Origin of the sequence: Gluconacetobacter brunescens (assembly GCF_048695475.1) — a bacterium.
Taxonomy (GTDB): domain Bacteria; phylum Pseudomonadota; class Alphaproteobacteria; order Acetobacterales; family Acetobacteraceae; genus Gluconacetobacter.
The window spans coordinates 2,197,931-2,223,637 of the sequence record NZ_JBLHEN010000001.1; the positions used below are offsets into that span (position 1 = coordinate 2,197,931).

21 protein-coding genes and 1 pseudogene are annotated in these 25,707 nt (G+C 67.1%); 15 read left to right on the top strand and 7 right to left on the bottom strand.

The window, feature by feature from the left end:
• The first annotated feature begins 11 nt into the window (after nucleotides 1–11).
• On the top strand, nucleotides 12–968 hold the full coding sequence (locus tag ACMAUO_RS09750; protein WP_420356705.1) for an aldo/keto reductase: 957 nt from the start codon (nucleotides 12–14) through the stop codon (nucleotides 966–968).
• Nucleotides 969–1,020: 52 nt separating this feature from the next.
• Here the strand turns inward: ACMAUO_RS09750 and ACMAUO_RS09755 are convergent, their stop codons facing one another.
• On the bottom strand, nucleotides 1,021–1,515 hold the full coding sequence (locus ACMAUO_RS09755) for a VOC family protein (RefSeq protein ID WP_420356706.1): 495 nt from the start codon (nucleotides 1,513–1,515) through the stop codon (nucleotides 1,021–1,023).
• 333 nt (nucleotides 1,516–1,848) lie between these two features.
• On the opposite strand from ACMAUO_RS09755, the gene ACMAUO_RS09760 reads away from it, so the two are divergent.
• The gene (locus tag ACMAUO_RS09760) at nucleotides 1,849–3,006 is read left to right on the top strand and encodes an aldo/keto reductase (protein ID WP_420356707.1); all 1,158 of its coding nucleotides are present in this window, start codon (nucleotides 1,849–1,851) and stop codon (nucleotides 3,004–3,006) included.
• Nucleotides 3,007–3,018: 12 nt separating this feature from the next.
• Here ACMAUO_RS09760 and ACMAUO_RS09765 read toward each other — a convergent pair whose 3' ends face one another.
• Together ACMAUO_RS09765 and ACMAUO_RS09770 are read right to left on the bottom strand one after the other, a co-directional pair.
• Nucleotides 3,019–3,687, bottom strand: a complete 669-nt coding sequence (locus ACMAUO_RS09765) for an extensin-like domain-containing protein (protein WP_420356708.1) — start codon at nucleotides 3,685–3,687, stop codon at nucleotides 3,019–3,021.
• A 147-nt stretch (nucleotides 3,688–3,834) separates the two neighbouring features.
• Nucleotides 3,835–5,043 (bottom strand): MFS transporter, encoded by a 1,209-nt coding sequence (locus ACMAUO_RS09770; RefSeq protein WP_420356709.1) that lies wholly within the window; start codon nucleotides 5,041–5,043, stop codon nucleotides 3,835–3,837.
• Between the two features lie 106 nt (nucleotides 5,044–5,149).
• On the opposite strand from ACMAUO_RS09770, the gene ACMAUO_RS09775 reads away from it, so the two are divergent.
• The 5 genes and pseudogenes from ACMAUO_RS09775 to ACMAUO_RS09795 all read left to right on the top strand — a co-directional run bounded on the left by ACMAUO_RS09775 (nucleotide 5,150) and on the right by ACMAUO_RS09795 (nucleotide 8,405).
• Entirely contained in the window at nucleotides 5,150–5,788 is a 639-nt protein-coding gene (locus ACMAUO_RS09775; protein ID WP_420356710.1) for a TetR/AcrR family transcriptional regulator, read from the top strand.
• 158 nt (nucleotides 5,789–5,946) lie between these two features.
• On the top strand, nucleotides 5,947–6,708 hold the full coding sequence (locus ACMAUO_RS09780) for an SDR family NAD(P)-dependent oxidoreductase (protein WP_420356711.1): 762 nt from the start codon (nucleotides 5,947–5,949) through the stop codon (nucleotides 6,706–6,708).
• Between the two features lie 90 nt (nucleotides 6,709–6,798).
• Nucleotides 6,799–7,242 (top strand): SRPBCC family protein, encoded by a 444-nt coding sequence (locus tag ACMAUO_RS09785; protein ID WP_420356712.1) that lies wholly within the window; start codon nucleotides 6,799–6,801, stop codon nucleotides 7,240–7,242.
• Nucleotides 7,229–7,474: pseudogene (locus ACMAUO_RS09790) on the top strand (SDR family oxidoreductase); the annotation flags it as partial. The gene ACMAUO_RS09785 and the pseudogene ACMAUO_RS09790, both read left to right, overlap by 14 nt.
• A gap of 40 nt (nucleotides 7,475–7,514) precedes the next feature.
• Nucleotides 7,515–8,405 carry an aldo/keto reductase gene (locus tag ACMAUO_RS09795; RefSeq protein ID WP_420356713.1) on the top strand — a complete coding sequence of 297 codons (891 nt, stop codon included), beginning with the start codon at nucleotides 7,515–7,517 and terminating at the stop codon, nucleotides 8,403–8,405.
• A 379-nt stretch (nucleotides 8,406–8,784) separates the two neighbouring features.
• Here ACMAUO_RS09795 and ACMAUO_RS09800 read toward each other — a convergent pair whose 3' ends face one another.
• Nucleotides 8,785–11,214 carry a membrane-bound PQQ-dependent dehydrogenase, glucose/quinate/shikimate family gene (locus ACMAUO_RS09800; RefSeq protein WP_420356714.1) on the bottom strand — a complete coding sequence of 810 codons (2,430 nt, stop codon included), beginning with the start codon at nucleotides 11,212–11,214 and terminating at the stop codon, nucleotides 8,785–8,787.
• A 1,031-nt stretch (nucleotides 11,215–12,245) separates the two neighbouring features.
• Between ACMAUO_RS09800 and ACMAUO_RS09805 the strand changes: the two genes are divergently transcribed.
• The 4 genes from ACMAUO_RS09805 (at nucleotide 12,246) to ACMAUO_RS09820 (ending at nucleotide 16,732) form a co-directional block, all read left to right on the top strand.
• The gene (locus ACMAUO_RS09805) at nucleotides 12,246–13,838 is read left to right on the top strand and encodes a carbohydrate porin (RefSeq protein WP_420356715.1); all 1,593 of its coding nucleotides are present in this window, start codon (nucleotides 12,246–12,248) and stop codon (nucleotides 13,836–13,838) included.
• A gap of 373 nt (nucleotides 13,839–14,211) precedes the next feature.
• On the top strand, nucleotides 14,212–15,423 hold the full coding sequence (locus ACMAUO_RS09810) for an aspartate aminotransferase family protein (protein WP_420356716.1): 1,212 nt from the start codon (nucleotides 14,212–14,214) through the stop codon (nucleotides 15,421–15,423).
• Nucleotides 15,420–16,415 (top strand): ornithine carbamoyltransferase, encoded by a 996-nt coding sequence (gene argF, locus ACMAUO_RS09815; protein ID WP_420356717.1) that lies wholly within the window; start codon nucleotides 15,420–15,422, stop codon nucleotides 16,413–16,415. Before ACMAUO_RS09810 ends, argF begins: the two co-directional genes overlap by 4 nt.
• Nucleotides 16,412–16,732, top strand: a complete 321-nt coding sequence (locus tag ACMAUO_RS09820; RefSeq protein ID WP_420356718.1) for a hypothetical protein — start codon at nucleotides 16,412–16,414, stop codon at nucleotides 16,730–16,732. The genes argF and ACMAUO_RS09820 overlap by 4 nt, the downstream gene beginning before the upstream one ends.
• 60 nt (nucleotides 16,733–16,792) lie before the next feature.
• On the opposite strand, the gene ACMAUO_RS09825 is transcribed toward ACMAUO_RS09820, so the two are convergent.
• Both ACMAUO_RS09825 and ACMAUO_RS09830 read right to left on the bottom strand, forming a co-directional pair.
• Nucleotides 16,793–17,098 (bottom strand): CcdB family protein, encoded by a 306-nt coding sequence (locus tag ACMAUO_RS09825; RefSeq protein WP_420356719.1) that lies wholly within the window; start codon nucleotides 17,096–17,098, stop codon nucleotides 16,793–16,795.
• Nucleotides 17,098–17,334, bottom strand: coding sequence for a type II toxin-antitoxin system CcdA family antitoxin (locus ACMAUO_RS09830; RefSeq protein ID WP_420356720.1), 237 nt, complete (start codon nucleotides 17,332–17,334; stop codon nucleotides 17,098–17,100). Before ACMAUO_RS09830 ends, ACMAUO_RS09825 begins: the two co-directional genes overlap by 1 nt.
• Before the next feature lie 201 nt (nucleotides 17,335–17,535).
• Here ACMAUO_RS09830 and hslO point away from each other — a divergent pair, with 201 nt between their 5' ends.
• Complete coding sequence (gene hslO / locus ACMAUO_RS09835; RefSeq protein ID WP_420356721.1) at nucleotides 17,536–18,486, top strand: Hsp33 family molecular chaperone HslO; 951 nt, start codon at nucleotides 17,536–17,538, stop codon at nucleotides 18,484–18,486.
• A 77-nt stretch (nucleotides 18,487–18,563) separates the two neighbouring features.
• A complete protein-coding gene (locus ACMAUO_RS09840; protein WP_420356722.1) occupies nucleotides 18,564–19,493 on the top strand; it encodes a hypothetical protein in 930 nt (309 codons plus the stop codon).
• A gap of 57 nt (nucleotides 19,494–19,550) precedes the next feature.
• On the opposite strand, the gene ACMAUO_RS09845 is transcribed toward ACMAUO_RS09840, so the two are convergent.
• Nucleotides 19,551–21,665, bottom strand: coding sequence for a protein-disulfide reductase DsbD family protein (locus ACMAUO_RS09845; RefSeq protein ID WP_420357252.1), 2,115 nt, complete (start codon nucleotides 21,663–21,665; stop codon nucleotides 19,551–19,553).
• A gap of 186 nt (nucleotides 21,666–21,851) precedes the next feature.
• Here ACMAUO_RS09845 and hrpB point away from each other — a divergent pair, with 186 nt between their 5' ends.
• Together hrpB and ACMAUO_RS09855 are read left to right on the top strand one after the other, a co-directional pair.
• Entirely contained in the window at nucleotides 21,852–24,410 is a 2,559-nt protein-coding gene (hrpB, locus tag ACMAUO_RS09850; protein ID WP_420356723.1) for an ATP-dependent helicase HrpB, read from the top strand.
• Between the two features lie 75 nt (nucleotides 24,411–24,485).
• Nucleotides 24,486–25,622, top strand: coding sequence for a S1C family serine protease (locus ACMAUO_RS09855; RefSeq protein WP_420356724.1), 1,137 nt, complete (start codon nucleotides 24,486–24,488; stop codon nucleotides 25,620–25,622).
• Nucleotides 25,623–25,707 lie beyond the last annotated feature (85 nt).

The window sequence follows — 25,707 nt, forward strand, 5'->3', positions numbered from 1 at the left end:
GAGCCAACCCCATGAAGAAACGTTCCCTGGGCCGGACCGGCTTCGAGATCGCGCCGATCGTCTTCGGCGGCAATGTCTTCGGCTGGACGATCGACGAGAAGGAGAGCTTCGACGTGCTCGACGCCTTCGTCGATCACGGGTTCGATGCCATCGATACCGCCGATGTCTATTCGGCGTGGGCGCCGGGCAACAAGGGCGGCGAGTCGGAAACGATCATCGGCAACTGGCTCAAGGCGCGCCCCGGCATGCGCGACCGGGTGAAGATCTTTACCAAGGTCGGCTCCGACCTGGGGGTGCCGGGGCACAAGGGCCTGTCGGAGAGCTGGATTCTCCAGGCCGTCGATGCCTCGCTCGCGCGGCTGGGGATCGAGCGGATCGACCTCTATTTCTCCCACTGGCCGGACCTGCACACGCCCTATGCCGAGACGCTGGGCGCGTATGACAAGCTGCTCAAGGCCGGGAAGATCCGCGCCATCGGGGCCTCCAACCTCGATGCCACGCAACTGGACGAGGCCCTGCATGTGGCGCGGGCCAAGGATTTGCCGGCCTATCAGGTGCTCCAGCCGGAATATAATCTCTACGACCGGAGCAGCTTCGACGGCGCGCTGCGCGATCTGTGCATCCGCGAGGGGCTGGGGGTCGTGACCTATTACAGCCTCGCCTCGGGTTTCCTGTCGGGGAAATACCGCACCAAGGACGATCTGGGGCAGAGCAGGCGCGGCGAAGGGATCGGGAAATATCTCGACGCGCGCGGCATGCGCATTCTCGCGGCACTCGATACCGTCGCGGCCCGGCATGGCGCGAGCGACGCGGAAGTGGCGCTGGCGTGGCTGATCGCCCGCGAGGGCGTTACGGCACCGATCGCGAGCGCGACCAAGCGCAGCCATGTGGAGAGCTTCGCCAAGGCCGCCGCGCTGGCGCTGGAAGAACGGGACATCGTGGAACTGGACCAGGCGAGCGCGCCCTGACGCACCGGGCCGTGCCTGCCCCATGCCGGGCAGGCATGGCCCTTCGCCGGTGTCAGGCCGGGGTGTCGCCTGCTCGCGCGGCCTCGATCCGCGCGATGTCGATCCGGCCCATGGTCATCATGGCTTCCATCGCGCGTTTCGCGGCCGCGTGATCGGGGTCCCGCAAGGCGGCCAGCAGGGCGCGCGGCACGATCTGCCATGAAAAGCCCCAACGGTCCTTGCACCAGCTACAGGCACTTTCACTGCCGCCATTCTCGACGATGGCGTTCCAGTAGCGGTCGGTTTCCGCCTGGTCTTCGGTGATCACCTGGAAACTCACCGCCTCGTTCGGCATGAAGCCGTGGCCACCATTGAGGCCGACGAAGGCCTGGCCCAGCACCGTGAAGTCGATTGTCAGGACGCTGCCCGCCTCTCCGCCGGGATAATCGGCCGGCGCGCGCAGCACCTGCCCGACATGGCTGTCGGGGAACGTGGCCGCATAGAATTCCGCCGCTTTCTGCGCCTGCCCCTGGTCGAACCACAGGCAGGCGACAATCTTTCCGGGCATGGCCGTTCCCTCCGCGCCCAGCGGCATGATCCGCTGCCGACAGTCAGGAGGTGGCGCGGGGAATGCCTGTTTCAAGGCCGGGCCGCTCATGCCACCCCCTCAGAGCCTGACCGCAAATGCGGTCTGGCGAGCGAGAGCGGCCCTTAAGGGCCGCGCCCGTCGTGTGTTTCCGAGCATCGGAGCGGAGCGGCCTTGATGGCCGTGAGCCCCGAAGCGCAGGAAACGCGCGTCGGATCGCCGCCAGACCGTATTTGCGGTCAGGCTCTCATGGATCGGGGGAACGGAGTCCATGCCGCGGGCATTGTAAGGGGGTCCATGGCATGTGAGGGCCCGATGACAGCAACCCGACGCGATCTTCTCGCCATTTCCGCCCTGGGCGGTGCCGCCGCCCTGATGGCCCGGAGCGGCCATGCACAGGATATGCAGCATGCGGGAGACGTCATGCCCACGCTGGGGCGCGTGACCCGCACCGCGCTGCCGCTGAATGCGGGCCTGGCGGGGCAACGCTTTCGCCCGGCCACGCGCCTTGGCATCGGCGGGGTGCCGATCGGCAATGGCTTCGCGCCGGCCACGGACCAGGACGCCGAGGCCGCGCTTGAAGCCGCCTGGGCGTCCGGTGTGCGCTATTTCGATACCTCGCCCTGGTATGGGCTGGGACTCAGCGAGCGGCGGTTCGGCCATTTCCTCCACACGAAGCCGCGCGATGAATTCGTGCTGTCCACCAAGGTCGGGCGGCTGCTGACGGCGGCCCCCCAGCCAGCCGGAAGGACGATGTGGCGGGACCCCTCGCCCTTCGCCTATCGCTACGATTATTCGGCGGACGGCGTCAGGCGATCCATCGAGGACAGTCTTCAGAGGCTGGGCATTTCCCGTATCGATATCGTCTATATTCACGATATATCGCCCAGCAACAGCGACATGGGGGCCCGGTGGACAGAGTATTTCGACCAAGCCGCCAAGGGGGCGATCCCCGCGCTGACCAGGATGCGCGAAGAGGGCACGATCAAGGCCTGGGGGCTTGGCATCAATACGCCTGACGCGGCGTTCCGGACGCTTGAGGTCGGCGACCCCGATATCATGCTGCTGGCAACGCAATATTCCATTTTCCATCATCAGGAGACGCTTGATCGCACGCTCCCTGCTCTCGCCCGGCGGGGGATTTCCGTCGTGGTGGGCGCGCCGCTGAATGCCGGCTTTGCCGCCGGTCGCCAGCGATATGATTACGGCAGCGGCATCCCGGCCGGCATGGAACGCAAGCGCGCGCGGATGAATGCCGTCGCCAGGCGGCATGGCATCGATCTGCGCACGGCGGCCCTTCAGTTCGCCGCCGCCAACCCGACCGTCGCGGCCGTTATTCCGGGCGCACGCAATGCCGCGCAGGCGCGGGCCAATGCGCAATCCATGGAGGTCGCGATTCCATCCGCGTTCTGGAGCGATCTGAAACAGGAAAAGCTCATTGCGCAGGCCGCGCCGGTACCTGCCGAAGCGTGAGGCGAGCCGCCGTCAGCGGCACAGGCCGAAGCCGGTGGCCTGGAGATGGAAGTGGCTGGCATGCAGGCTGTTATAGTCGGGCGACAGGACGGTACCGAAGACACGGCAGGCCTGGTCGCGCATCCGGTGCAGATAGGGGCCGGCGGCCCCGCCTGCGTTCCAGGCGCTGACGGGAAATTCCCTGCCGTCAGCAAGGACGAACGCCGAGACGTCGATCGCATCGGCCGTGGCATGGCTGCTCTGGGCACCGGGGCGGTCGCGGACATCGCGGCAGGCGAAGCTGCCGACATGCCGGATGCGCGCGAGGCCGGTATGGAACGTGGCCTGCGTCACCGGCCCGGCGACCTGCGTTTCGAACAACGACCACCGCACCGCCAGATTGCATGATGCCAGAAAGCTGGCGGGGAGCAGGGAAACGTTCCCTCCACCGACCGTGAAAACATCCTGAAGCGGGCAGGTTTCCGTGCCGCTCCGTGCATGTTCCTGGACAGGTAGCGACGAGGTGAGAAGTGCCGCGTGACAGAGTTCCGGCGAACTGGACAGCAGGCGGAGCTTGAAGGGTGTCATGACGGTCCAGGCCGCCCGGAGATCGAGCGGCTGGGTCGGGTCGTAGGCCGGCGACAGCCAGCGGCGATGGAACACGGCCAGGGTGATCAGGGCGGCGACGAAAAGCAGAATCACAAAACGCATTATCCGCATGGTGCCGCTCCGTGCTCCGCCGTATCAGGCCTGCGTTTCGGAATGCCGGAACGATCATGGCATGGAGACGGCCGCTCCGGTAAGGCCGCCTTCTTTCCTTGGGGTTATTATTCCTGCCCCATCGAATGCTCAGTTCCCCTGCCCGAGCCGGTGGCCGGGTGGAAATCCATGCGACCGTGCGTGCCATGCAATCAGGAAGCCGACGGCAAGGAGGCCCAGCACAGCCCAGGGGAACGACACAGCGCCCGAAAAGTCGAGCAGCGCACCGCCCAGAAGGCCCCCACCGGCTATGGCGCTGTTCCAGGCGACGACATTCATCGACAATGCGACGTCCGCGCCGTCGCCAGCCGCATCGGCGAGTGCTGTCTGGAGCAACGTCGCCGCGCCTCCGAATGTCAGGCCCCATATCGTGACACCGATCACGATCACCGTGGGGGATGCCGATCCGATGGCGAAAGCCCCTGCCACGACTGCGAATATGGCCAGATTGAGCAAGACGGACAGGCGCAGGGCGTGGTCGACCGTGCGGCTGGTCAGCCAGATGCCGGCAAGCGCGGCGATCCCGAAAAGCAGCAGAATGCGATCCGCCTGTCCCGCCAGCCCGGCCGGTGCCACGAACGGAACGATATAGGTGTAGAGAACATTGTGCGCGAGCATCCAGGCCATTACCACGCCCAGAACGGAGCGCACGCCGGGCATGTCCAGGACATGCGCGAACGGCAGGCGCTCGTGATGCGCGGCGCCCGGAAAATCGGGAACCTTGGCCAGAACCCAGACGATCAGCAGCACGGTCAATGCCGACATGATCCAGAAAGCCAGCCGCCAGCCGACGGCGCCCCCAAGCCACGTCCCGGCGGGAACCCCCAGCGAGAGCGCGATCGGCGTGCCTACCATGGCAATCGCCAAGGCACGTCCCTGCTGGGCGCGCGTCACCATGCGGCGCGCATAGCCAGCCAGCAATGCCCAGGCGAGGCCGGCCGCGGCACCAGCCCCATAGCGGGCAAGAAGGGTCGCTCCATAATGCGTGGAAAACGCGGTGATGGAATTGAATATCACGAAGCCGATGATCGCCAGCAGCAGGACCCTCCTCCGCCGCCATCGCTGCGTGGCGAGCGTCAGCGGAATCGCCGCGCTGAGAGAGCCGACGGCATAGGCCGTCACCATCTGCCCCGCCAGCGCAGGGGAAACATGCAGGCCGGTTCCGATCTCGGGCAGCAGACCGGCCGGCAGGGTTTCCGTCATGATGCAGATGAAGCCGGTCATCGCCAGAGCGAGCAGGCCGGCAACAGGCAACCCGTCATCGGGGTTGTGCCTGGGTGATGTCGTATTCGGGATCATGCGCCACTCATATATGGATCGGTTGATACACATATATGAGGGCGGTAAATCTTGGCAATCACTTCTGGACTGATTAATATGAAAGTCTTTCCAAAGGAGCGACAGCATGGCGCGGACCGGGCGTCCTCGTGAGTTTGACCGCGACAGGGCGATTGACGCCGCCATGGCTCTTTTCTGGGCGCAGGGCTATGAACCGACCTCGTTGAGCCAGCTCAAGGCCTGCATGGGCGATATCTCGCCCGCGAGCTTCTATGCCGCGTTCGGCTCGAAGGAAGCCCTGTTCCGGGAAGTCGTGCAACAATACCTGGCGACATACGGGCAGGTCATGGCGCCTTTATGGGACGAGAGCCTGGCGCCGCGCGATGCCATCGAACGTACGTTGCGCGGTTCGGCGCGCATGCAGGCTGCCCGCACACATCCGACCGGATGTCTGGTTGTCTCGGGCGCCAGCAATTGCTCGCCCGAAAACGAGCCCGTCCGGACCCTGCTCGCGGCAGAACGACAGCGTACGCGGGCAGGCATCAGAGCCTGTGTGGAACGCGCCATTGCCGATGGCGAACTGCGAGCCTCCGCGGCGACAGATGTTCTGCCCGATGTTCTCACGACCTTTTTCCACGGCATGACATGCGAAGCCAGGGACGGGATGGCGGCAAAGAAACTGGATGCGACCGTCACGTCTCTCCTCACATTGTGGGACATCAACGCGGTGAAGCCCGGAACAGGAAAACAGCCCAAAAGACGCTGAGAAACGAAAGAAGACAGGGCCCACTAACCCCGGCGCCCGCTTCCGTATCGGTCACTCCATAAATCCTTGACCCTGCTTCGCGCCCATATTATGGATCGTTCGGTATGGAAATGTCGCCTTTCGGAACATGACGCCACGTTTCCTCAAGGAATCTAATTATGAGCAATCCAAAAATCGCATTCGTCACGGGTGCGAATCGCGGCATCGGATATAGTATTGCCAAGCATCTGACGGCCTCCGGCATCGGCGTGATCGGCACTTATCACACCAATGAAGACGAGGCGAAGGCTGCCGAGACCGCCCTCGGCAACGGAGACGCGACACTGCGCATGCTGAGGCTGGATATCGCGAACCATGCGTCGTTCACGGATTTTGCGGAGCAGGTCAAAGCGCTTCTCGCAAGTGAATTCGGGCAACAGACACTGCATTACGTTGTCCAGAACGCCGGCAATATCATTCACTCGCGCTTCGATGCCGCGACATCGGAACAGCTCGACAATCAGTACAATATCCACTTCAAGGGCCCATACCTGCTGACGGTGGCGCTGCTTCCCCTGATCCGTGACGGTGGCCGTATTCTGAACATCACCTCTGCCGCGACACGCTTCTACCTGACGGATCATGGTCCCTACTCGGCCATGAAAGCGGCAACCGAGGTCATTTCGCTCTACATGGCGAAGGAACTGGGCGAGCGGGGCATTACCGTCAATGCCGTCGCGGCCGGGGCGGTGGCGTCGGATTTTGGCGGTGGCCTGGTCCGGGACGATGCCGGAATCAACAAGAGCCTGGCGGATATCACGCCGCTGGGGCGCGTCGGTCAGCCCGACGATATCGGCGCCGCGATTCGGGCCCTCCTGTCTGACGACATGCGCTGGGTGAATGGCCAGCGTATCGAAGTGACAGGCGGCCAGTCGCTGTAAGAACCTGGCCGAAAATGCGCGCTGATGGCGATCCGACGCGCGTTTTCGGTCAGGCTGTAAGGGCCAAACAAACCAACCGGGAGAGCCCATATGATCCACGTTATGGCCAGCAGCATCATCAATGCGCCCGTTTCATCCGTCTGGGGGCTGATCCGTGATTTCGGCGCTCTTGGAGAATGGTTACCGGGCGTGAAACACTGCGCGATCGAAGGCCATGATCCCGGCGACCGTGTCGGCGCGATCCGCCGTCTTGAAATGGGCGATGTCGGCGTTATCCGCGAACAGCTTCTGGCACTGTCCGACGTGGATCATGCGGTGACATTCTCGATCATCGAGTCGGCTTTGCCGATCTGGAACTACCATTCGACAATCACGCTCTTACCCGTAACGGACGGCAACCGTACCTTCATCCGGTGGTGCGGCCAGTTCGAAGCAACTGCCGAACACGCGGCCGACATGGAAACCAGGATGCCGACACACATCTATCAGCCAGCCTTCGGCAGACTGGCAGAGAGATTGAGGACTGGCGCGTGATTTCGGGGCGCGCGGCATCACGGTCAATGTCGTCCAGCCCGGCCCCACCGATACCGACATGAACCCCGCCGATGGCCCGCCAAGGGACGTGATGCACGGCTTCATGGCGATCAAACGCCATGCCACGAGCGCAGAAGTCGCGGGACTGGTCGCATATCTTGCCGGGCCGGAAGCTGGCATCATCACCGGCGCCGCATACAATATCGATGGCGGCTTCGACCTGACGGAGTGACTGATCCCCAACCATCCGCTGGAAAACAGGAACGAGGACCATGACCCATTCACCTTCCAACGCCAGCAAGTCCGGCACCTTCACGATCGGCGGCGATCTCGCCATTCATCGGCTCGGTTTCGGCGCAATGCGCATCACCGGCCAGGGCATATGGGGACCGCCCGCCGATCACGACGAAGCCATCCGCACGCTGAGGCGCCTTCCCGCACTCGGCGTCAACTTCATCGACACGGCGGACGCCTATGGGCCGGATGTCTCGGAATGGCTGATCAGGGAGGCGCTTCACCCCTACCCCAAGGGCCTCGTGATCGCCACGAAGGGCGGCCTGACCCGTTCGGGGCCTGACATCTGGAAGCCGGTCGGGCGACCGGAATACCTGCTCCAGCAGGTGCATAAGAGCCTGCGCAATCTCGGCGTGGAACAGGTCGATCTGTGGCAGTTGCACCGGATCGATCCCGAAGTCCCGGCGGACGAGCAGTTCGATGCGATCAGATCCTTTATCGACCAGAAACTGATCCGTCATGCGGGATTGAGCGAGGTATCCGTCGCGGACATCAAAGCAGCATCGACATTCTTCGACGTGGCGACCGTCCAGAACCGCTATAATCTCGTCGATCGCACCAGCGAGGATGTGCTCGATTATTGCGCCGCCCGGAACATCGGGTTCATCCCCTGGTTTCCGCTCGCCGCCGGCAACCTCGCCAGGCCGGGTTCGATCCTGGACACCATGGCGGGGAAATATGGCGCACACCCCAGCCAGATCGCCCTGGCCTGGGTCCTGAAACGCAGCCCGGTGATGCTGCCGATTCCGGGAACCTCCAAAGTCGTCCACCTGGAACAGAACGTCGCCGCTGCCGACATCACCCTGTCCGACGAGGATTTCGCGGCATTGGACGCGGAAGGACGCAAGGCGTTTCAGGCGGTCTCGTAATGGCGGGCTTCAGGCAGCCTTCCGTTTTTTCTGGTCAAAGAGAGCGAGGAAGAAAAAGCGAAGGCATTCATATGATTTCCCGGTTGGGAAGAGATTGCGTGTTGGTGCCTGAAGCAATGCAAATCTGACGGGCCGTTTCCTTGGCCACGGTGCCTTTCGCTGAGCTGCGCATCAGACCTTCAGAAGTCTGATCGCGCACTCAGGGCTTTCTGCTCCCCCTTCCAAGCCCAGCTGCCCGATGAATGTGAGAATCCGGCAAACGACACGGCACATCGTCGGTGCCGTATTTTCAGGTGGGAAAATCAAAAAAAAGCCCCCGCCGTGGAAACGGCGGGGGCTGAGTTTTTGTTATTTCAGCTTGCAGCGCGGTGTTTGCGCTTTACTGGGCCGTGGTTCCCTCGGGGAGGGCATAGGCGATCACGTCGTCGGCCACGTCAGGCGAGTGGCTGGCACCGCCGACGGAGATCACGACATATTCCTTGCCCGTCTTGGGAGACTTGTAGATCAGCGGAGCCGCGACCGCGCCGGCGGGCAGCGGGGCCTTCCACAGTTCCTTGCCGGTCTTGGTGTCCAGCGCGCGCAGGTAGTAGTCCTGCGTGCCGGCGAAGAAGAGCAGGCCGGAGGCCGTCGTCGTCGGGCCGCCCAGGGTGGGCATGCCCATCGGCATCGGCAGGTGGCTCTTGATCCCCATCGGGCCGAGCTGCTCGGCCGTTCCCATCGGCACCTGCCACAGCAGCTTCTTGGTGCGCAGGTCAATGGCGCTCATGGTGCCGAAAGGCGGCGTGTTGCACGGCACCTGGAGCGGCGACTGGAGGATGTCGATCCGCACGCCCGAATAGGGGCCGGCAACCTGGGGACGCAGCGTGCCCATGAAGCCCGGAACCTCGTCGGTCGAGATCTTGTAATGCTTGGCGTCTTCATGATTCACCAGCATCATCCGCAGCGGCATGCGCATGTCGTTGACGAACATGATGTCGTTCGCCTCGTCGATCGAAATGCCACCCCAGTTCATGCCACCCAGCAGGCTGGGCCACTCGATGTAGGGCTTCTCGCCGGGCGGCGTGAAGGGACCCTCGTAAACCGAGTTCTTGAACATGATACGGCAGTAGAGCTGATCGAAGGTGCTGACGCCCCACATCGACTGCTCGGACAGCGGATCGGCGCCGATGGTGGGCATGCCGACCGAGAACGGCTGCGTCGGCGACAGGTGCTCGCCCTGCGCGGCCGGGGTGGTCGGGACGGCGCGTTCTTCAACCGGCGTCACGAACTCGCCGGTGCGGCGGTCGATGACGAAGATATGGCCGGTCTTGGTGGTCTGGATCAGCGACGGGATCTTCTCGCCCTTCGCGTTGGTCACGTCATACATCACCGGCTGCGACGGCAGATCGAAATCCCACACGTCGTGATGGATCAGCTGACGGACCCACTTGGTCTTGCCGGTGGAGGCATCGACGGCGACGAGGGCCGCGCCGAACTTGTTCTTCACCGCGTCGCGGTCACCACCCCAATAGTCGGGCGGGCCGTTGCCGGTGGGCAGGTAGACCTGGTTCAGCGCCTTGTCATAGGTCGGGACGGCCCAGACGTTCGGCGTTTCCAGCGTGAACTGCTTGTCCGGATCGGGCGGAACCGGGCTGTCGGGATCGCCGACGTCCCATGCCCAGACCAGGGCACCGGTGCGGGTGTCATAGGCGCGGACCACGCCCGAGGGCTCGCCATGCACGATGTCACGCACCCAGCCGCCGATCACGGCCAGATGGCCCATGACGACCGGCAGCGCCGTCGGATGATAGCGCTTGCTGTTTTCCGTCGGGCCCATGTTCTTCTTGACGTCGACATAGCCGCCCTCGCCGAAGCCCGTGCAGAGCTCGCCGGTGTGGGCGTCCAGCGCGAACAGGCGCGCATCGACGGCGGAGACCAGGATGCGCTGCTGGCAGGGCTGGTCGGCCGCAGCCTGCTTGTCCTCGTCGGACAGGCTGTCATCCTTGGTGATGTCGTAATAGCCGACGCCACGGCACGAGACGTGCTCGGCGGTGTGGGCGTGCGGGTCGAACTTCCAGATCTGCTTGCCGCTGTCGGCGTCGATCGCGGAAATCACGTCTTCCGGGGTGCAGGAATACAGGACCGAGCCGATCTGCGCCGGCGTGTTCTCGTCCACGCCCGCGCCGGGGCCCTTGGTGCGCCGGCCGGTGTGATACACCCAGGCCACCTTCAGGTCGGTGACGTTGTGCGGGGTGATCTGCGTGTAGGGCACATAGCGCGTGCCGCTGACGTTGCGCCCGTAGAACTGCCAGTCGTCGGGCTGGGGCGGCACGGCGGAGGCCACGCGCGCCTTGTCCAGCGCCTCACCCTGGATGCCGCCATGGGGCGAGAACATCTCGACCAGGGTCACGACCACGCCGAGCAGCAGCGCCACGCCACCGCCGGCGCTGATCTGCCGCGTGGAGGCGGGCATGGACGGCAGGGTCGCCGTGACCAGCAAGCTGAGCATGAACAGGATGGCCGGCACCATCAGGCGCGGCAGCAGCGGCCAGAAGGCGAATTCCGGTGCGTCATAGAGCGCCCAGAGGACCGTCGCGACGAAAATCGCGACCGACAGGGAGAGGGCCAGGGACGCCCGCCCCCTGACGAGGAAGAGCGCGCCCAGCGCCACATAGGCGACGCCGGCCAGAAAATAATAGAACGAGCCGCCAAGCGTGACGAGCTGGAACCCGCCGGCGACAAGAGCCAGACCGACGGCCAGGCTGATCAGGACGAATGCAATCCGGCATCCGTCACTGATCCTAGATCGATGATTCGCTGTATTGTCCATTCTATCGTTCCAAGGTTGGAGGCTTCGCCGTCACACGCGGCGCGCTCAGGCCAAGCCGGACCGGGTCCAGAAGCATGCGAATGCTTGAATCTGTCGCCCGATAAACTTTGGGATGCTTACGCCTCTTCCCCCCGTCTTTCCATAACGTGAAAGCAAACTTTACCACGATTTTTATTAATATTTTTTAATCAATACCTGATTATCCTTTTTCCCGGCTGCCACGTTGTATCACCGGCTCTGACAAAGCCATCCGCATGCCTGGCATCCTTGTCACGGGCTTGTGATAGCCGGTCACATCCGGCTCCGGAAGGCCATGCCGACAGCCCGGCCAAGGACCAGTGGGCGCCGGAATTCCGCGCAAAAATCTGTTTTATAATGTTTTTTTTACACTTCGCCCGGATAGCGCCAGCATGCCGAAGGGAAGGCAGACGGCCAGTGATACCTTTTTGGTATTGATTGATGCCGGTTTAAGTATTTTACACCGGCAGCGGATTGCTCTGTTTTTCATCGCAGAGAAAACGAAATCTTCGCTCTATCGAGGCAATTTTCGGCTTCTCATACCTGTGAGGCGCCCCCGGAACAGGGCGGATGCCCGGTCGGGAATGGGAAAAAAGAAAATTACCTGGAGTTCACCTTTGGTTGCGAAATATGAATAAAAATTAATTTACAGGGTGCGGAACGAAACGTCCGTCCGCATGCCCCCGATGGCGGCATTTCATTTTCCGATCGATCCGATCGGAATGCGCGCACCCCTCCCCTTCGCCAAAAAACCGCGATCCTGCCGGCATTTCAGTCCGGCACGCGGTCATCGATCGCATGATGCCGTCGTCACGCCGGTCGCGTGGACTTATTCATGTAATAACAAGTCTCCGCCGTTAATGAACGGCGCTTCCTCTTGAAAAAAAGGGGATCATAGTGTTCTTGTTACCGTTAGTTGGGTTACTATATAACAATAATGGAGCCTCGTCGTTGTGAGAACTTCCACGGCCAGAACAAACGGCGAAACTTTACTCCCCCCTGCGTTCCGCCGGTTGGCTCTGGGCAAATTGTGGCTGGCCGCCCTTGTCGGGCTGGCGGGCGAAGCCGCAACCCTCTCCGCCGCGCACGCCACCACCCCGGTTACGGCCCCCACCGCGAAGACCGGCATCGACAGCGGCACCGATCCGTCCCATCCGGGCATTCTGGTCCAGCAGAAGGGCACCGTGCCGGCGAAGACGCCCGGCCAGGCCGCGCCGGACGCGAGCGCCGCGAATGGGTATGATCGCAGCAACCATCACCATGCGATCGAACTGGATGCCCTGACCGACCAGGAAGGCCTGTCGTGGCTGCTGCCCTCGGAAGTGGACGCGCAGCGCCGTACCGACATGTCGGACCCCTATTACGTGCCGACCGGCGCCGCCGGGCACCTGGTGCCGCAGATCATGCCCTTTCGCAAACGCCTGCAGGACAAAGGCTTCACCTTCTCGCTGACCTACAAGGGAGAAGGCATGGCCAACATCAATGGCGGCATCCGGCGCGGCATGGATTACGTGCACGAATTCACGCTGCAGATGAATTTCGACCTGGGGAAGATGTCGCACGCGCTGGATGGCTGGACCATCCATACGCTGCTGATGAACCGTGCCGGCCGCGAAGTCTCGCATGATCTTGTTGGCGATTACTATGTGAACCTGATGGAGGTCTATGGCCTGTCGGGCCATGTCGTGGCGCATCTTGTCGATTTCTATGCCGAGAAAAAGGCGTTCAACAACCGCCTCGACGTCGCCTTCGGCCGTATGTCGCTGACCCACGTCTTCGCGACCTCGCCGCTGATCTGCTCGTTCATGGTCACCTGCTCGGCACCGGTGGCGCTGAAGGTCGATCCGGGCTTCGCCGTGTATCCGAAGGCGACCTGGGGCGCGCGGGCGCGCTTCCGCCCCACGCGCGATACCGCCATCCAGGTAGGCGCCTACGAGGTGCAGCCGCTGGCCGACGGCCCCAGCGGCTGGGCATGGGCCAGCGAAACCCCGACCGGCCTGATGCTGCCGGCGGAATTCACCTGGGAGCCCTATCTGACGCGCTACAAGCTGCCCGGCCATTATGTCCTCGGCTACGCCCACGACACGACGCGGTACGCGGACGCGCTGGGCACCAAGCCCGGCTATCTGGTCGCGCAGCCGGGGCGTGAGCGCAGCGCGCCGATGGACATGTTCTGGTTCGAAAGCGACCAGATGATCTATCGCATGGGTGGGCCCGGGCAGATGGCCGGCGGCTACCTGATGGCCGGCTATATCCACAATACGCCGCATGTCGCGTCGATTTCCGACCAGGCCTATGGCGGTATCTCGTTCAACGGGCTGATTCCGGGGCGCCTGACCGACCGGCTGGGCATCCTGTATTCCTGGTACCATGTCAGCGACCGCAAGCGGGAAGGGCAGACCATCGCCCAGGATGCCGGCCTGTCGCTGGGCAGCATGGTGACGGGCCCGCAGACGGACTCCCACGTCATTGAGGCGTATTACGGCATCGATACCTGTCCGGGGCTGCTGATCCAGCCGGAATTCCAGTACATGATCCGGCCGGGCGAGACGGGGCATATCCCCGATGCCGCCGTGGTGGGGCTGAAAGTGATCGCCTCGCTGTAAGAGCCTGACCCAAAATGCGCGCTGGCGGCGATCCAGCGCGCGTTTCCTGTGCTTCGCGGCGGGCGGCCATCAAGGCCGCTCCGCTCCGATGCTCGGAAACACACGACGGGCGCGGCCCGTTCCGGGCCGCTCTCGCTCGCCAGCCCACATTTCAGGTCAGGCTCCAAGATCCCTGCCGGCCCGCCTGCCGCATGGCCGTTACGCGGCCGGCGGGCCACAGAGAATTTGACTTGATGCCACGCCCGCCCACATCATGCGGGTGGAGGCGAAATGGCCCACCCGCCGCGGCGCGTGGGCCATTTCGCGTTCCATATGGCCAACCACACCGATATCCGACGAAGCCGGACAACGAAACGATAAGGTTCCGACCTCCATGATCCCCGCCCTGATGCCCACCTACAACCGTGCCGATCTCGCTTTCGAGCGGGGCCAAGGCTCCTGGCTGTACGCGGTGGACGGGCGACGATTCCTCGATCTGGGGGCGGGGATCGCAACCTCGTCGCTGGGGCATGACCATCCGCAACTGGTCTCGGCCATCGCCCAGCAGGCAGCGCGGGTGATGCATGTGTCGAACCTGTACCGCGTGCCGCAGGCCGAGCGGCTGGCCGCGCGGCTGGTCGCCGCCAGCTTTGCCGACAGCGTGTTCTTCTGCAATTCGGGCGCCGAGGCGAACGAGGGCATGGTCAAGATGATCCGCCGCGCGCAGGCCCATGGCGGCCATCCGGAGCGCACGCGGATCATCTGCTTCAACGGCGCCTTCCATGGCCGCACGCTGGCGATGCTGTCGGCCACCGGCAACCCGAAATATCTCGACGGGTTCGGCCCCGTGGTCGAAGGGTTCGACCATGTGCCGATGAACAACATGAACGCCGTGCGCGCCGCGATCACGCCCGAGACCGCCGGCATCATGATCGAGCCGGTGCAGGGCGAAAGCGGCGTCAACATCGCCGATCCGCGCTTCATGCAGGAACTGCGCGCCGCCTGTGACGAATTCGGCCTGTTCCTGGGCATGGATGAAGTGCAGAGCGGCATGGGCCGCACCGGCCGGCTGTTCGCCCATGAATGGTCGGGGGTGACGCCCGACGTGCTCTCGACCGCCAAGGGCATTGCCGGCGGCTTTCCCATGGGGGCCATCCTGGCCACCGAGGCGGTGGCGAAATATCTGACCGCGGGCTCGCACGGCACCACCTTCGGCGGCGGGCCGCTGGCCTGCGCGGCGGCGAACGTGGTGCTGGACGTGCTGCTGGCCCCCGGCTTTCTGAACCAGGTGCAGACGCGCGGCACGCAACTGGCCGAGGTGCTGGATTCGCTGGCCGGTGAATTCCCCGACCTGTTCGCCCAGTGGCGCGGCATCGGCCTGATGCTGGGCCTGCGCTGCATCGCCCCCGTCGCGCTGATGCAGGATGCGGCGATGCATGAGGGCGTATTGACCGTTACCGCCGGCGACAACGTGCTGCGCCTGGTGCCGCCGCTGGTGCTGACCGAGGAAGATTGCGCCGAGGCCGGCCGCCGGCTGCGCCGCGCCGCGCTGCGCCTACGGGCCCATCAGGCGGCCGTGGCGCAGAATGCGGAGACCGCGGCATGAACGCCCTGTCCGCCGCCCCCGCCACGCGCGCCGCGCCGCGCCATTTCCTGGAACTGCGCGATTTCGACGGCGCGACCCTGCGCGCCATTCTGGACGTGGGCAGCCGCATCAAGCAGATGCAGCATGGGCGGGCGCGCCCGCTGCATCCGCGCCTGCCGCTGCTGGGCCGCACGCTGGGGCTGATGCTCTCCAAGCCCTCCACCCGCACCCGTGTCTCCTTCGAGGTCGGGATGCGCCAGTTGGGCGGCGAGGTGATCCTGCTCTCGCCGGCCGACATGCAACTGGGGCGGGGCGAGACGATCGCCGATACCGCCCGCGTGCTGTCGCGCTTCGTCGATGCCATCGTGCTGCGCACCGGCAACGCGGCGGCGCTGCGCGAACTGGCGCACTGGTCGAGCGTGCCGGTGATCAACGGCCTGACGCCGCATTCGCATCCGGTGCAGATCCTCGCCGACATCATGACGTTCGAGGAACATCGCGGGCCGATCGCCGGCCGCACGATCGCCTGGATCGGGGATGGCAACAATGTCGCCACCTCCTTCATCGAGGCGGCGCGGCTGTTCGGTTTCCGCCTGCGCCTCGCCTCGCCGGATGGCCATGCCCCGCCGGCCGAGACCGTGGACTGGGCCCGGCAGGGCGGTGCCGACATCACCCTGACCACCGACCCGCGCGAGGCCGTTGCCGGAGCGGACTGCGTGGTGACCGATACCTGGGTCAGCATGTCCGACAGCGAGTCCGCCCAGCGCCTGCTGGCCTTCGACCCGTACCGGGTGACGGCCGGGCTGATGGCACTGGCCGCCCCCGACGCCCTGTTCATGCACTGCCTGCCGGCCCATATCGGCGAGGAAGTGACCGAGGAGGTGTTCGAAGGCCCCCGTTCGGTGGTGTTCGACGAAGCCGAGAACCGCCTGCACGCGCAGAAGGGCCTGCTGGTCTGGACGCTGGGCGGCGAGCACTGGCAGGATTACGGAGAAGAGGAACCGTCGCGATGACAGGACCGGCCGAGACGCCCGCCCACCCGACGACCACCGAGGATGTGCCGTCCGCCCCCGGCTGGGTGGAAGGCAGCGTCGAGGCCGCCTTCGCCACCCTGCCCTGTTCGGGGCCGGGCGTGATGGTGCTGCGCAATGCCTATCTGGACTGCCTGGCGACCGCGCCCCGGACCGAAGACCTGGACGCGGCGCATGACCGCTGCCGGCAGGCGCTGCTGAAGGCCCTGGCCACCCGGGAGAAGATCGGGCCCGAGGCGTTGCGCGCCTTCGAAATCCGGCTGGAAGCCCTGGAAGCCGAAATCAGCGCCCGCATTTAGCAAACAGTTCTTCGCAGGAGCCCGCGCCACAAGGCGGCCGGTGCGACACGCAACGGCGCGTCAGAAGCCGACGAACAGCATGTCCAGTGCGCGGGTGATGGCATCGTGATGCCCGTCGATGGAGCACACGGGCCGGCGGAGTTCCGACACCGGGATGCTGGCCAGCGCCTGCGTCAGCAGGACATGCGGCAGTTTGCCGATCTCGATGACGGGATTCAGCTCGCTGATCGGCGGCGGGGCGTCGGAGACCGGCATGAGGGGAACGACCATCCGGGTCGCCAGCCCGGACAGGAGTTCCGCCTGGACGTCGACCACATAACCCGTGCGCCCTTCGCCGGGCATCGGGTAGACATCCAGACGCGCCATCAGAAGGCGCGATAGGCGGCAAGCGGCAGGCCGTTCGCCTCGACATGGCCGTTCCAGGATTCGATCGCGCCGGCGTTCTTCGCCAGCCAGTTCTCGCGACGGCGCGCCGCGAGCGCGGCGAGGAGGCCCTGCTCGCACGCCTGGGAAATATTGAGGCCCAGGGCGCGCGCCTCGGTCAGCAGATGGGCTGGCAACGTGACATTGGTGGCACGCCGGATATCGGGCGAATGCGCCATGGGATGGCTCCTTGCAACCGGACGATTATGCGCATTGCAGATGCGCATAACAAGGACGCCATGCCGGTTGCCATGCCGACATTGCCGGTGGCACGTTCGATCAGGCATCCCCTATAAGTCTCGATAGACGGCAATCGCCCAAGAGGCCCTAACGCGCGTGTCGATCTCGGCCAGACCGCGCCACCGCAACCGGACACCAGCATGATCGATACCCCCGCCTTTCTCGATGCCCATCGGCCGGATGTGCCCGACCTGGTGATTCCCCAGGGCGTGACGCCGTTCTATCTGGCCGGGCGGCCCGTGCGCGGGCGGCTGGTGCGGCTGGGGGCGCTGGCGGATGCGCTGCTGAGCCGGCACGACAACCCCGGCATCGTGCTGCGTCTGGCGGGCGAGGCGCTGGCGCTGGTCGGCGGCCTGGCCTCTGCGCTGAAATTCCAGGGCTCGTTCTCGCTCCAGGCCAAGGGGGACGGCCCGGTCTCGCTGCTGGTGGCGGACTGCACCCATGCCGGCGCGCTGCGCTTCCACGCCCATTCCGACGATGACGCGATAGGCGCGCTGGCGGCGGGCGACCCGGATGCCGACGCGGGCCGGCTGCTGGGCAGCGGCTATCTGGCCTTTACCGTCGACCAGGGGCCGGATACCGACCTGCACCAGGGGATCGTGGCGATTACCGGTGCCTCGCTGTCGGAAATGGCCACCCATTATTTCGAGACCAGCGAACAGCATGCCTGCTGGGTGCGGCTGGCCTGCGCGCATACCGATGCCGGCTGGCGCGCTTCCGCCCTGATCCTGGAACGTATCGCGACCGAAGGCGGCATCGCGGCGGCAACGCCGCCGGAAGGCGACGAGGACGAGATGTGGTCCACCGCCGTGACGCTGGCGGCGACGGTGACCGATGCGGAACTGCTGGACGACGACCTGTCGTCCGAGGCGCTGCTCTATCGCCTGTTCCATGCCGAGGATGTCTGCGCCGACCGGCCGCGCGCGCTGGCCTTCGGCTGCCGGTGCAGCCGGGCGCGGCTGTCGGGCATCCTCGAGACCTTCGGCCGCGAGGATCTGGACCATATGGCCGAGGACGGCACCATCAGCATGCATTGCGCGTTCTGCAATATCAGCTTCCGTTTCGGCCGCGAGGAAGTGGGCGGCCCGTAGCGGATTGACCGGGCGGACACGGAACGGCAGTTTTCTCGCGACGTCCCGTATCGACCCCACCGTCGGAGAACCCCTTCATGCGTCCGTCCCGCCGGGCTGCCCGGTTGCCCATGCTGCTTCTGCTCGCCTGTCCGCTCCTGCCGCTCGCGGCGTGCAGCGACGGGCCGCCGCCGAATTTCGCGCCGCTGCGCTACGACTACCTGCCGATGCTCCGCCTGAATGTGGCGACGATCAATATTGCCGATAACGGGCAGCCGGGCACGGTGCCGGGCGATATTTCGGGGCGCGCGCCCACGCCGCCCGACCAGGCGCTGCGCCAGATGGCGACCGACCGGCTGATGGCGGCCGGCAACACCGGCGGCGCCGTCTTCACCATCGATCGGGCCTCGATCCTGCATCAGCCGGGCGGCACGCTGGAAGGGCAGATGGATGTCCATCTCGACGTCTCCAGCCCCAACGGCCAGCATGCGGGCTATGCCGAGGCGCATGTCCGGCGCACCTTCGGCTCGACCGCATCGGACAGCGACGGCAACGCGGATTCACCGGCCAATCTCTACGCGATCACGTCGCAGATGATGAAGGACATGAATGTCGAACTGGAATTCCAGATCCGGCATCATCTGGCGGACTGGCTGGTCGATACCGCCGGCACGTCGCCGAGCGCGATCCAGCAGCAGCAGCTCGGCGTGCCCGGCACACCCGACCCGGCGGCGGTTCCGGTGGCGACTGCGCCTGTCGCGGCGGCCGCCACGGCGGCATCGGCCGCAGCCGCGCCGGTGCCCGCCGCGCCTGTTGCCCCGGCACCGGCCGTGGTGCCCAGCGAGCCGAACGCGATTTTCCCGACCGGCGGCCCGGCACCCGACAGCGCCGCCCTGGCTCCGCGCGTGAAGTCGCCGCAGCCCGGCTACCTGACGCTGCCGCCCGGAACGGCCACTGGAACAGCCACCGGAACAGCCACACCCACGGGCACGGCGACCGGCACGCCCGACAGCAGCAGCGGCTACTGAGCCGACGAATGGCGGCGGGATAAGGGCGGGGGCGGAGACGATCCGCCCCCGGGCCCCTTATCCTTTCAGCGCATCCAGCACCAACCCGCTGGTCAGGATCTGCGGCAGGACCTTCGCCTGCGCGTTCCCCGGCGGATAATAGACGTAGAACGGCACGCCCGCCCTTCCATGCGCCTCCAGAAACGCGCTGATCGTGGCGTCACGATTGGTCCAGTCGCCTTTCATGTAGACCACATGCCGTGCGCGGAAGGCCGCCTGCACGGGGGCGGATGAAAGCGCGACCCGTTCGTTCACCAGGCACGAGATGCACCACGCTGCCGTCATGTCGACGAAGACCGGCCGCCCCTGCGCCTGGAGCGCCGCCAGTCGCGCGGGCGAAAACGCCTCGATGCCGGCGGGGCCGGACGCGACCAGGCCGGCATCGGCGCTGGCGCCGCCCCCGCGCAGGCCGGGCAGCATGGCCATTGCCACCGCCAGCGCCATCAGGGCCAGGGCGCGGCACAGGCGGATCTGCCGCACCGGCCCGTCGCGCATGACCATGCCCTGGGCCAGCCCGGTCAGCCATGCCGCCAGCCCGACCAGCACCAGCCCGGCGCCCAGCACCGCGATCGCGGTCGCGCCGGCCTGCAACGCCAGCACCCACATCAGCCATACGCAGGTGGCCAGGATCGGGAAGGCCAGACCCTGGCGCAGGATATCCATCCACGCGCCGGGGCGCGGCAGGTAGCGCGCCAGCGCGGGCACGCCGGCGAGGACCAGATAGGGCGCGGCCAGCCCGGCGCCCATGGCGATGAACACCGCCATCGCCACCCAGGCCGGCGCCGTGAGCGCGCCCGCGATCGCGGCCCCCATGAACGGCGCGGTGCAGGGCGTGGCCACCAGCACGGCCAGCACGCCGGTCATCGCGTCGCCCAGATAGCCACCGCGCGTGACCCCGGCGCCGCCCAGCGCCGCAACGCCGTTGCCCATGCCGAACACGCCCAGCAGGTTGAGCGACACCGCGAACAGCAGCCAGCACACGGCGGCGACGAAGGCGGCGGACTGGAACTGGAAGCCCCAGCCGGCCACCGCCCCGGCCGCGCGCAGCGTCAGCATGATGCCGCCCAGCACCATGAACGCCCCGACCACGCCGGCGGCATAGGCCCCGGCCCCGGCCAGGCGGGCCATGGTATGCGCGCCGGCCAGGCGGGTCAGCGCCATCGCCTTCATCATCAGGACCGGGAACACGCAGGGCATCAGGTTCAGGATCAGCCCGCCCGCGAAGGCCAGCAGCAGCATGCGCGGGCCGCTCGCGGCGCCGCCCGGCGCGGGCAGGGCCGCCGCCACGGCGGGAGCGGCCGGGGATATGGCTGGGGCCGGGGCGGCCGTCGCCGGGCCGGGGCGGGCGGCGATCGACAGCGCGCGCGTCTCGCCCGCCGGGTCCTTCAGCACCAGCACGCCATCCAGCGTCGGGGCGGCATGGAAGGCGTCGCCGGGCTTCAGCGCCAGGGTCAGCGTGCCGTCCGCGATCTTCAGGGGCTGGGCGGCGTCCTGGTCGATGGCGCCGGTGGTGGTGGGTATGAACCAGGCCTCGCGCACGGCGGCCTGGGTCAGGCCCTCGCCCGTCAGGCTCAATGTCCCGTCCGGCGTGATCGTGGCGGCGAAGGGCGACTCCATGGGGCGTGCCTGGGCCGCGCGGGCGAACTGGGGCGCCTCGGCGGAGGGCGCGGGCTCGCCGGCCGGCAGGGTGAGGGTAAATGTTCCCTGCTCGGGCACGCAGACCGAGGCGCAGACCAGCCACTCGGCGGTCGCCTTCAGCACCATCGGCGCGTCGCCGCCGCCCGAGGGCTGTAATTCGGCCGGCAGCAGCACGTCGCCGGTATAGCCGTAGGACATCAGCGGCCCGTCGGGCAGGCGCTCCGGCGCCGGCCACGCGATGGTGCCCGAAGTGCCGGTGGCGCCGCCGCTGGCCTGCACCGCGAGGGTCGGGGCCTCGCCCGCGTCGCCGGGATTGATCCAGTAGGTGTGCCAGCCGGGCTTCAGCCGCAGCCGCAGGCCGACATGCAGCTTCGTGCCGGGGCGGTAATGGTCGGTATCGGTTACCAGGGTGGCGATATCGCGCTCGCTGGTCTGCGCGGCGCTTTCCGCCGCCAGGGCGTGGGTGGCGGGGGCCAGGGACAGGACGACCAGCATCGGCACCAGCCACGACAGCAGCGAACCGGACAGGGACGACCGGGATTGGCGGGGCGCCGCGAACGCGGACAGGGACCGGGACAGGATCAAGAACGGAGGCTCCGGAAAATCAGGAAGGGCGAATGGCGGAACGGCGGGGCAAGCCGGTGGATTGCCGGTTCCAGGCCATGGACGCATAAGCAGGATATGGAATTCGACCCCGCCCTGCAAAGTCCCGCCCATCCCAGGGTTTCGATTCCGGCCGAACTGCCGGTGAGCGCGATCCTGCCCGACCTGTGCGCCAGCCTGATGGAAACCCCCTCGGCCGTGCTGGTGGCCCCGCCGGGCGCGGGCAAGACCACCACCGTACCGCTGGCGCTGCTGGATGCGCCCTGGCGCGGCGACGGGCGGATCGTGATGCTGGAGCCGCGCCGGCTGGCGGCCCGCGCGGCGGCACAGCGCATGGCGGCGCTGATCGGCGAGGACGCCGGCGGGCTGGTGGGGTATCGCACCCGGCTGGAATCCGCTGTTTCGAACCGCACACGGATCGAGGTGGTGACCGAGGGGCTGATGGTGCGGCGCCTGCTGTCCGACCCGACGCTGGACGGCGTGGCCTGCGTGATCCTGGACGAAATCCACGAACGCTCGCTGGACGCCGACGCGGCGCTGGCCTTCTGCCTGGATACCCAGCGCAGCCTGCGGCCCGACCTGCGGCTGGTGGCGATGTCGGCCACCATGGATGGGGCCGCCCTGTCCGCGCTGATGGGCGCCAACCTGATCGAGAGCGCCGGGCGGGCCTTTCCGGTCACCATCCATCATGCGCCGCGCGACATCACCCATCTGCGCGAACTGCCCGATGCCATGGCGCGGGCGATCCGCGCCGCGCTGGCCGAGCATGAGGGCGATATCCTGGCCTTCCTGCCCGGCGTGGGGGAGATCCGCCGCACCCAGACGGCGCTGGCGGGCGCGCCGGCCGAGATATTGCCGCTGTATGGCGAGATGCCGCCGGGCGAGCAGGACCGCGTGCTACGCCCCCGGCCGGGGACCGGACGGCGGGTGATCCTGGCGACCTCGATCGCCGAGACCTCGCTGACCGTGCCGGGCGTGCGGGTGGTGGTGGATGGCGGGTGGCGGCGCAGTCCGCGCCTGGACCCCGGCACCGGCCTGACGCGGCTGGACACGGTGCGGATCTCGCGCGCCGCCGCCACCCAGCGCGCCGGCCGCGCTGGGCGCGAGGCGCCGGGGGTGGGCATCCGCCTGTGGAGCGAGGCCACCGGGCGCGGCATGGCCCCGCATGACCGGCCGGAGATCCTGGATGCCGAGCTGACCGGCCTGCGGCTGGACACCGCCGCCTGGCAGGCCGCCATGGGCACGCCGCCCGAGCAGTTGCCCCTGCCCGACGCCCCGCCCAACGGCGCGTTCGAGGCCGCGCGCGCCCTGCTGGCCGCGCTGGGGGCGATGGATGACGATGCGCGCGTCACCCCCGAAGGCGAGCGGATGGCGGCGCTGGGTGCGCACCCGCGTCTGGCGGCGATGATGCTGTCGGCGCGCGATGCGAACGAGGCCGCGCTGGCCGCCGACCTGGCCGCCCTGCTGGAGGAGCGCGACCCGCTGCGCGCCCGGCCCGCGCCGGGCGGCAGAGGGGGCGCCCCCGCCGTGCCGCCCGCCGATATCGCCCTGCGGCTGGAGCTGATTGCCGGCGGCGACCACCCGGATGCCGATCGCGGCGCGCTGGCGCGCATTCGTCAGGCGGCGAACCAGTATCGCCGCCGGCTGGGGCTGCGCGGCACGGTCGCCGCCCAGGGCGATGCGGCGGCGCTGCTGGCTGCCGCCTTCCCCGACCGTATTGCCCAGCGGCGGGGGGAAGCCGGCAGTTTCCGCCTGTCGGGCGGCGGCGGGGCGAAGCTGGGGCGTGCGGACCGGCTGGCGGATTCCGGCCTGCTGGCGGTGGCGACATTGCATGTGCGCACGGCGGCGGAGATCCGGCTAGCCGCGAAGCTGGACCCGGACAATCTGCCCGAGACCATCCGCCGCCGCGCCACCGAGCAGGTGGAAACGACGCTGGACCCGGTGACCGGCGCGGTGCTGGCGCGGCGCCGCCTGCGGCTGGGGGCGCTGGTGCTGCGCGACCGCACGGTGGTGGCGGCGGCCGACGAGGTGGCGGACCTGCTGCTGCGCCAGGTGGCCGACCGGCTGGAGACCACGCTGGGCTGGACGCCGGCGGCGCGGCAGTTCCAGGCCCGCGTGATGCTGGCCCGTGCCCTGCCGGGGCAGGAGGACCTGCCCGACCTGTCCGACGCCGCGCTGGCGGGAGAAGCCGCGACCTGGCTGGCCCCGTGGCTGGGCGGGCTGAGCCGCCTGTCGGAAGTTGCGGCGCTGGACGTGCTGGCCATGCTGCGGGCGCGGCTGGACCACCGGCACCTGACCTGGCTGGACCGTTCCCTGCCCACGGCGCTGGACCTGCCCGGCGGGCGGGTGCCGATCGACTATACCCAGCCGGTGCCCACGGCCTCGGCGCGGGCGCAGACCTTCTACGGGCTGCGCGCGACGCCGCGCCTGGCCGACGGGCATGTGAAATTGCAGATCGCGCTGCTTTCGCCCGCCGGACGGCCGCAGGCCATCACGGCGGACCTCGCGGGGTTCTGGACCGGCGGCTGGGCGGACATGCGCCGCGACATGCGCGGCCGCTACCCACGGCATGACTGGCCCGAGAACCCGGCCGAGGCCGCGCCATCGACCGGATCGCGACGGCCCGCGCGGACATGACGGCAGCGCCATCCTGATATAACGTAGTGATCTTGCAACGCGCCGACCATGCGCCCTGACCAGGATTTCCAGCCCATGCGGCGGACGGCAAGCCAGCCTACATTTTCCGTCAGGCTCCTGTTTCTCGCCCCGTCCGCGCTTGCCGCCGCGCTGGTGCTGTGCCCGTGGGGCGGCTGCGCGCGGGCCGACGATACGGCGCTGTTCGCGCCGCCGGTGCCGGCGATCGTGACCTCCGGGCCGCTGACCTTCGCGCCGCTGGTGCGCAAGGTGGTGCCGGCGGTGGTCAATATCGCCGTGACGCAGGACGCGGATAATCCGGGCAGGCATCAGCCGGTGCCGCCGGGGGTGAAGGGCACGCCCTTCGAGCACCGGTTCCGCGACCGGATGCGTTCGCGCGGCGAGGAAATGCTGGGCGCCGGCTCGGGCTTCATCATCGACCCCACCGGCGTGATCGTGACCAATACCCATGTGGTGGGCGAGGCCGACCGCATCACCGTCTCGCTCTCCGACGGGACCGAATATCCGGCCCGGCTGGTGGGCAGCGACGATTTGACCGATATCGCGGTGATCACCATCCAGGCACCGCATCCGCTGCCCTTCGTCACCTGGGGCGACAGCCGGCAGGTGAATGTGGGCGACTGGGTCATGGCGGCGGGCAACCCGTTCGGGCTCGGCTCGTCGGTCACGGCGGGCATCGTCTCGGCGCGCGGGCGCGATATCGGCGCCAGCCCGTTCGACGATTTCCTGCAGCTCGACGCCCCGATCAATCCGGGCAATTCGGGCGGGCCGTCCTTCAATCTCGGCGGGCAGGTGGTGGCGCTGAATACCGCCATCGTCTCGCCCACCGGCGGCTCGGTGGGCATCGGCTTCGGCATTCCCTCGGAAATCGTGGCCCCCATCGTCGCCGAACTGCGCCGCAGCGGGCATATCGATCGCGGCTGGCTGGGCGTGACGCTGGCCGATGGCGAGGGCCATGCCGGCGTGCGCATCACCGATATCGACCGGGGCGGCCCGGCGGCGAAGGCGAAGCTGCGGACCGGCGACATCGTGCTGACCGTGGGCGAGGAACCGGTGGACAGCGCGCGCACCCTGATCCGCGCGGTGGCGGCGGAACGTCCCGGATCGACCGTGCAGGTGCGCATCAGCCGGCGCGGCACCGAACTGACGGTGCCCGTGATCGTCGCCCACCGGCCGGCGGACATGGACGACTAGCAACCTCCGTCGCACTGGCCAGCCCCCGGCAGGGCGGGTAAGGTCTTCGTTTGGTGCGGAGAAGCATGCTTCGACCGTGCCGATG